This window comes from Rhodospirillales bacterium (assembly GCA_016872535.1).
GTDB lineage: Bacteria > Pseudomonadota > Alphaproteobacteria > Rhodospirillales > 2-12-FULL-67-15 > 2-12-FULL-67-15.
On record VGZQ01000107.1, the window covers coordinates 1 to 8,401 of the forward strand.

At 64.6% G+C, this 8,401-nt stretch carries 5 protein-coding genes and 1 pseudogene; all 6 read left to right on the top strand.

Going from position 1 to position 8,401, the window contains the following annotated elements:
- Positions 1-18 precede the first annotated feature (18 nt).
- Positions 19-1,395, top strand: a pseudogene (locus FJ311_15050) (phage portal protein).
- A gap of 973 nt (positions 1,396-2,368) precedes the next feature.
- On the top strand, positions 2,369-3,754 hold the full coding sequence (locus tag FJ311_15055; protein MBM3952755.1) for a response regulator: 1,386 nt from the start codon (positions 2,369-2,371) through the stop codon (positions 3,752-3,754).
- A gap of 137 nt (positions 3,755-3,891) precedes the next feature.
- A complete protein-coding gene (locus FJ311_15060) occupies positions 3,892-4,950 on the top strand; it encodes a TRAP transporter substrate-binding protein (protein MBM3952756.1) in 1,059 nt (352 codons plus the stop codon).
- 10 nt (positions 4,951-4,960) lie between these two features.
- Positions 4,961-5,530, top strand: coding sequence for a TRAP transporter small permease subunit (locus tag FJ311_15065; protein ID MBM3952757.1), 570 nt, complete (start codon positions 4,961-4,963; stop codon positions 5,528-5,530).
- A 6-nt stretch (positions 5,531-5,536) separates the two neighbouring features.
- Positions 5,537-6,901 (top strand): TRAP transporter large permease subunit, encoded by a 1,365-nt coding sequence (locus FJ311_15070; protein MBM3952758.1) that lies wholly within the window; start codon positions 5,537-5,539, stop codon positions 6,899-6,901.
- A gap of 36 nt (positions 6,902-6,937) precedes the next feature.
- Positions 6,938-8,401: N-acetyltransferase (locus tag FJ311_15075; protein ID MBM3952759.1), on the top strand; the 1,464-nt coding region annotated here is incomplete at its 3' end.

The window sequence follows — 8,401 nt, forward strand, 5'->3', positions numbered from 1 at the left end:
CTCGCGCGGGGAGCGCTGATGCGCCGCGTCACCTGGCTTGACCGCGCGATCGGCTCGGTTGCACCCCGGGCGGCACTACGCCGTGTGCAGGCGCGGGAGAGCTTCGATGCCCTGGCGCGCGGCTATGACGGTGCTGCCAAGGGGCGGCGAACCGATGGATGGCGCGCGGCCGGAACATCGGCCGACAGCGAGATCGCCGTCGCGGGCGGGTTGCTCCGCGACCGCATGCGCGATCTCGTGCGCAACAATCCGCATGCCGCCAAGGCGGTGTCGGTTTTGGTCAACAACATCATCGGCTCCGGCATCATTGCCCGCGCCGCAAGCGGGAATGACAAGCTCGACGCGCAGGTGAATGCGCTCTGGGAGGCATGGTCGGTGCGCTGCGATGCCGACGGCCAGCTCGACTTTCTCGGTCTGCAGACCTTGGCCTGTCGGCAGATGATCGAAGCAGGCGAAGTGCTGCTGCGTCGCCGTCCGCGTCGTGCGAGTGACGGGCTCGATGTGCCGCTGCAGCTGCAGTTGCTCGAAGCCGACATGCTCGATGCCGGGCGCAATGGCGATCTCGCGGATGGTGGTCGTGTCGTCCAGGGGATCGAGTTCTCAAGCCTGGGACAGCGGCGGGCCTTCTGGCTGTTCGCGCAGCATCCGGGTGACAGCGTGGTCACGACGCGGCGGCGTCTCGACAGTCTCGCGATCCCGGCCGCCGACATAGTGCATCTTTACGAGAAGCAGCGCGCTCAAGTGCGCGGCGTGCCGTGGGGCACGCCGGTCATGCGCGCACTGCGCGATCTCGACGACTGGACGCAAGCCGAGCTGGTTCGAAAGAAGACCGAAGCCTGTGTCGTCGGCATCGTGCTTGGTGCTGATGAGGCCGAGCAGGGAATAGCACCGTCCGTGGTGGACGCCGACGGCAACCGCGTGGAGCAGTTCGAGCCGGGCCTCATCGCCTATGCGCGCGGCGGCAAGGATATCCGTTTCAATCAGCCTGCAACGACGGCCGGCGTGGCGGAATGGCTGCGCGCCCAGCTGCACATCGTGGCGGCGGGTTTTCGCATGCCCTACGAACTGCTGACCGGCGATCTCAGTCAGGTCAACTATTCGTCGATCCGGGCGGGGCTCGTCGAGTTCCGCCGCCTGATCGATGCGGTCCAGTGGCAGATCGTCATTCCGATGCTCTGCCAGCCCACTTGGGACTGGTTCACCGAACAGGCCTGGGCGGCCGGCAAGCTCCCGCAGCCGCGCATCCCGGTCGAATGGTCGCCGCCGCGTTTTGAAGCGGTCGATCCGTTGAAGGATGCCATGGCCGACCTTCTGGCGATGCGATCCGGCACGATGACGCTGGCGCAAGCCATCGCGCGGCAAGGCCACAATCCCGATGCGGTGCTGGCCGAGATCTTCGTCGACATGCACAAGGAAGGCGCCGCCTTCCGCAGCCTGATGAATAACTTCGCCATCGCCATCTCGATCGGGCTTCAGTACGGCGTGCCGCTCGAAGAATACGTCGAGGCGTTCACCTTCACCCGTTTCGAGCCCGCCGGTCTGGTCCAGGGTAACGACGCGATCAAGTCGGCGACCTCGATTATCGACTACATCTTCCGCGAATTGGCCGTTTCCTACCTCGGGCGCAACGACCTTGCCCACATCCAGCCCGACGACCTGAAACCCGACAGCCTCGGCGGCGGCAACGACGAAGGCGACCTGCCGGGCGCGGCCGAGGGGGCGATCCCGCCGGCGGCGAGCCAAGGCTACGTACGCTCCAAGCTCATGGTCATCAAGGGCGCCAAGGGCGCGGTGGCCACCGCCGTCATGTCCGGCCCGGCCATGGCCGTGACCCCGGCCGCGCAGGGGGTGTACGCCCTCAGCGTCGACACGGAGGTGGTGACGGCGGTCGATACCCGCCTCGACCAAATCCGCGAAGCCCGCATGAAGGGCTACGAGGGGGATCCCTGCGGCGAGTGCGGAAACTTTACGCTGGTGCGCAACGGTACCTGTCTCAAATGCAACACATGCGGCTCCACCACGGGGTGCTCCTGATGGCGCGCATGGGGTGCGATCGTTCCTCCCTGGGAAACTTGGGGCGCTCCCCGGACTGCTAACGTCCGGGGGGCGCCCGATTTTTCCCCGTTCTTTATCCTTATCTTTTCCTCCGATATCCCGCTAAATCGGACGTGTGAGAAAAGGCCACGGCGGCCGGATTTCGGGCGGCGGTGGCGGTCGCGGCTGCGACGCGGGTAAATCTTTACGGTTGAAATCGGGGCGAATTCCATGCCCAATAGCGCTTAACAGCGTATCGAAAGCTTTTCGAAAAAAAAAGCACGCGCGGGGAAAGTAAGTCGACACTACGTGCCCGATTCGAGGAATACTTTTCGTGGCTGCGTCCCGCAAAAAACCTTCCAAATCGAAACGTAAATCCGCCGCCGGTCCCCACGCCGCCGACGGAACGCTGTCCGCGCGGCGCGGACCAGTCGCGGCGCAACTCGCCGAAAACGAGCCGTTTCTCGCCAACGCCATCGCCCAACTGGGTTCGGGCCGTCGCCTCAGTTTCTACGTGATCGACGACGACCCGACCACGGTGCAAATGATGACGGCGCTGATCGCGCAGTCCGGACACGCGGTCAAGTCCGCCACCTCCAGCCTGACGGCGCTGGCCGATATCCTGGTGCAGAAGCCGGACGTGGTGGTCGTCGACCTGATGATGGCGGACGTGGACGGCATCGAACTGTGCGCGATGCTGCGCGCGAAGCCGTCGACCGCCGCGACCAAGATCGTCGTGGTCTCGGCCAAGACCTACGAGTTCGACCGCAAGCGCGCGCTCGCCGCCGGCGCCGATGGGTTCATCCAGAAGCCGATTTCGCCCGAAACGTTCATGTCCCGGGTGTTGCGCATCATCGAGGATAAGATCGATCTCACCTTCTGGGGCGTGCGTGGGACGTTGCCGGTCGCGGGCGGGAAAAGCCTGCGCTACGGCGGCAACACGTCGTGCGTGACGTTGGAGTTCCCAACCCACCAGCTGTTCGTGTTCGACGCCGGAACCGGCATCAAAAATTTGTCCGATCACCTGCTCAAGCAGAAGCGCACCCGCATCGAAGCCAAAATTTTTCTCTCCCACCCGCACTGGGACCACATCAACGCGCTTCCCTTTTTCGTTCCCCTGTACCTGCCGGGCAACGATTTCGAAATTCTCGGCGCACGCCACGGCGACACCACCATGCGCCAGATCATCTCGGCGCAGATGGACGGCGTCTACTTCCCGATCACCTTCCAGGAATTCGGCGCGCGGGTCTATTTCCACGATCTCGACGAGGAAGAGCTGATGTTCGGCCGAATCAAGGTCAGCACCATGCTGCTCTGTCATCCCGGCCGTTGCCTCGGCTACCGGGTCGACTACAACGGCCGCTCGATCTGCTACGTCACCGACAACGAGCTCTTCCTCGAGGGCAATCCCCACCACAATGCCCACTACGTCACCAAGCTCACCCATTTCGTCCAGGGCGCCGACGCCTTGATAACCGATACCACCTACACCGACCCGGAATATGCGAGCAAAGTCGGCTGGGGCCATTCCTGCATCGGCGAAGTGGTCAAGCTGGCCCATGCCGCCAAGGTCAAAAACCTTTATCTCTTCCACCACGACCCCGACCAATCGGACACCGCCATCGACGCCAAGCTCGAGATCGCGGAAGGCCAACTGGCCAAACTGCGCTCCAAAACCCGCGTCGTCGCCCCGAACGAAGGGCTTTTGCTGCGGCTCTGAGCCCCTTCCGAGGCCCTTTCGCCGACCTCTATCGGATGTTAAGGTGCCTCTCCCGCGTCGGCTCGCTACCAAAAGATTGGGCCGTGCCGACGGCTCGCCGCGTTCATAATTCATATTCTTCAACAGGAGGCCTTTCGATGAAGAGATACGTCGCCGCGGCCGCGCTCGCTGTTGCGCTGACCGCCGGCCAAGCCGTTCACGCCCAGGAAATCGACACCGTTCGCTGGGGTATCCCCATGGCGTTCGGATCCAACTTGGTGGCGCTCGGCGACACCATGCCGTGGGTCGCGCAGCAGCTCGACCGCGCCTCGGGCGGCCGCATCAAACTGCAGGTATTCGAGCCGGGCAAACTGGTCCCGGCGCTCGCGGTGTTCGATTCCGTGAGTCAAGGCAAGGTCGAGGCCGGCTACACCTGGATGGGCTACGAGATCGGCAAGCTGCCCGCCTCCGCCCTGTTCGGCGCCGTGCCGTTCGGCATGGAAAGCCCGATGTTCTCGGCGTGGATGTACTTCGGCGGCGGCGATCAGCTTCTCAAGGAGCTGTACAAGCCGCACAAAGTCCATCCCATCTTCTGCGGCACCATCAGCCCCGAGGCGGCCGGCTGGTTCCGCAAGGAAATCAACAAGCCCGACGAGCTCAAGGGCCTGAAGTTCCGCGCCGCCGGCCTCGGCGGTCGCGTCTACCAAAAGGTCGGCTCCTCCGTCACCTTGCTGCCCGCCGGCGAGTTGTTCCAGGCGCTGGAAAAGGGCGTGCTCGACGGCACCGAGTTCTCGCTGCCGACGGTGGACGATCAGCTCGGCTTCCATAAGGTCGCCAAATTCTATTATCTCCCCGGCTGGCACCAGCCCTCGACCAACCAGTATCTCTACATCAACCTTGACCAGTGGACGAAGCTGAAGCCCGCCACCCAGGCGTTGATCGAGACCACCTGCACCGCGGGTGTCGCCATGTCGCTCGCCAAGGCCGAAGCCCTGCAGGGCCAAACTCTCGCCAAGTTCGAGAAGGAAGGCGTCAAGGCGGTCAAGGTGTCGCCCGAACTGCTCGCCGCCTTCAAGAAGGCCGCCGACGAGGTGTTGGCCGAGGAAAGCGCCAAGGACGCCATGTTCAAGAAGGTCTACGACAGCCAAGTCGCTTTCCAGAAACAGAACAGCAAGTGGCACGATCTCGGCTACTTGCCGCGCGACTTCAAGAACTGATCCTCGCGATATGACGGCGGAAGCCAAACCGCCAATGGACGGCCCCTCCTCGGGGCCGTCCGACTTTTCGCTGCCGGAAACGGCGATCTCCCGGGCGTTCGACCGGGTGATCGTCTTTTTCGGCGAAGCGTCGTCGTGGCTGTGGACGGTCCTGATGCTGCTGATCGTCTATCAGGTCGTTCTGCGCTACGTCTTTTCCATCGGCTCGATCAAGCTGGAAGAAGTCCAATGGCATCTTTACGCCGTCGGCTTCCTGCTCGGGCTCGCGTTCACCGAAATCCGCCAGCGCCATGTGCGCATCGACGTGCTGGCGGAACATTTTCCGCGCCGGACCCGCCTGTGGATCGAGCTAGGTGGGATCGTGTTTCTTTTGCTGCCCATCGCCCTATTCATGATTTGGTACGCCGTGCCGTTCGTGGCGAGGTCGTGGGAATTGAAGGAAATCTCCGCCGCGCCCGACGGCCTGCCCTACCGCTGGGCCTTGAAGTCGTTCATCGTCACTGCTTTCGTTCTGCTGGCCTTGGCCGGCGTCTCGCGCCTCACCCGGGTATGGGCGGCGCTGCGGGCGGGAACGAGGTAGGCGGCCGTGCCGGTCTACGAAATCATCGTCATCGTTTTCATGGCGACCTTCATCGGGTCGCTGTTCATCGGCTATCCGGTCGCTTGGCTGCTCGGCGGGTTGTCGCTGCTGTTCGCCGCCGGGGGACTCGTGCTCAACGGCCTCGGCGTCGACACCTTCTTGCTGACGAGCTGGCCCAAGCTTGGCGCGATCATCGATCGTCTCGACGCGATCATGTCGAACTGGGTCCTCGTGTCGCTGCCTATGTTCATCTACATGGGGCTGATGCTCGACAATTCGGGCGTCGCCGAGAAGATGATGACCAACATGGTGCGCGTGTTCGGCCGGTTGCGCGGCGGTCTCGCCATCACGGTCATCCTGATCGGCATCCTGCTCGCCGCCTCGACCGGCATCGTCGGTGCGTCTGTGGTCCTGCTCGCGACGCTTTCGATCCCGATCATGCTGCGCGCCGACTACTCCAAGCCGCTCGCCGCCGGGGTGGTCGCCGCTTCCGGCACGCTCGGCATCCTGATCCCGCCCTCGATCATGCTGGTCCTGATGGCCGACCAGATTTCCATATCGGTCGGCGATCTGTTCATGGGCGCGTTGATCCCGGGCGTGCTGCTCGGCCTGTTGTTCATGCTTTATGTCATTCTGGTCGGCCTGTTCAACCCCAAGGCCGCGCCGCCGCCGCCCAAGGCACCGCCGTTGACGGGGCGCGAGATTTGGGGCGCGGTGCTGGCGACCGTGCCGACGGCCGGACTCATCCTCGCCGTTCTCGGCGCGATCTTCATGGGTATCGCGACGCCGACCGAGGCGTCCGGCATCGGCGCCTTCGGCGCGACGCTGCTCGCGCTGTTCAACCGCAGGCTCAGCCTCAAGGTCATCCGTCAGGTCGGCATCGAGACAACGCTGACCACCTGCTTCATCTTTGGCATTTTCATCGGCGCGACGATTTTCGCGTTCATCCTGCGCTCGCTCGGCGGCGACGAATTGATCGCGCACGCGCTCAAGGGGTTGCCGTTCGGGCCGACCGGCATCGTGATCTTCATCCTGTTCGTCGCCTTCATCGCCGGGTTCTTCCTCGATTGGCTGGAAATCGTGCTGATCATCCTTCCCCTGATCGCGCCGGTGATCAAGGATCTCGGCATCAACATGGTGTGGTTCCTGGTCGTGCTCGCGGTCATGCTGCAAACCTCGTTCCTGACCCCGCCGGTCGGGTTCTCGCTCTTTTATCTCAAGGGCGTGGTGCCGAAGGAAATCACCACACGCCACATCTACGTCGGCGTCATTCCGTTCGTGATCGTGCAGCTTCTGGCCGTGGCCGCGTGCTTCATCTGGCCCGATCTCGTGCTGTGGCTGCCGGCCAAGATGTACGGATCAAGCGGATAGCTTGCGCCCCCGCCGCGTGGCGTTCATCCTCCCTCGATGCCGGACGGTCGTGAACCCCTGATCGCGCGCACGCTGACCTCGATCCGCGACCTGGCGGCGGCGGGTTGGGACGCGCTCGCCGGTACGGGCGACCCCTTCGTTGGGCACGCTTTCCTCGCCGCCCTCGAAGAATCCGGCTCGGCCACGGCCGAGACCGGCTGGGCGCCGGCGCACGTGGTGATCGAGGATTCATCGGGGCGCCCGTGCGCGGCGGCGCCGCTTTATTTGAAGAGCCATTCCTACGGCGAATACGTGTTCGATCACGCCTGGGCGGACGCTTATGCGCGCGCCGGCGGGCGCTATTATCCGAAACTGCTGTCGGCGGTGCCGTTCACGCCCGCGACCGGGCCGAGGCTCCTGGTCCCGCCCGTGCTCGCGCGCGAGCGCGCCGACGAGCTGCGCCGGGCCCTGGCCGGCGCGATGGTTCGGATCGCCGAACGCTCCGGAGTTTCCTCGCTCCACGTCAATTTCCCCGCGGAAGCCGATGCCCGCGCCCTCGAAGCCGCCGGATACCTGCCGCGCCTCGGCGTCCAATACCATTGGACCAATCGGGGCTACCGCGGTTTCGACGACTTTCTCGCCCAACTCGCTTCGCGCAAGCGCAAGGCGATCCGCAAGGAACGCGCCGCCGTTCGCGACGCTGGGGTCGCCATCGCCGTCGTGACCGGATCGGATCTGCGCGAGGCCCATTGGGATGCCTTTTACGCCTTCTACCGCGACACCGCGTCGCGCAAGTGGGGCGGCGGGTATCTGACGCGGGAGTTCTTCTCGCGGCTGGGGGAGAGCATGGCCGAGCGCGTCGTGCTGGTGCTGGCTGAACACGGCGGCCGGCCGGTGGCGGGCGCCCTCAACTTGCTCGGCGGCGACACGCTCTACGGGCGCCATTGGGGCTGCGTCGCGGATTTCCGATTCCTGCATTTCGAGGCCTGCTATTACCAGGCGATCGAATTCGCGATCGCACGCGGCCTCGCCCGCGTCGAGGCCGGTGCGCAAGGCGAGCACAAGATCCAACGCGGCTACCTGCCCGAGCCGACCCGCAGTTACCATTGGATCGCGAATTCTTCCTTCCGCGACCTGCTGGAGCGGCATCTTTTTAACGAACGTGCGACGGTCGCCGCCGAAATCGCGGAGCGGTCGCTTGCCGCGACCCGTGACGCTCGTGCCGCCTTGTCACTGGCTACCGGGGCCGCCGAGGAGCGGCTGCGGGCATCGATCGAGGCGACGACACGGGCCATCGAAGCGCAGGCCGCTGCCGAGCGCGCCCGGCAATTGGCGCGCGAGCGGCGAACCGCGTCAAATGATCTCGACATCGCCGAGCGCGAGGCACAGGCCGCGCGTCTCAGCGATCCCTCTCAGCGTCGGGCAGCGGAGCTGGCCATCGAGCGCGAGAAGCGCATGCAGTCCATGCGCGAGCGGTTGGGCGGCGTCGATAGCCAAATCCTCGAAGCCCAGGATTCGGCG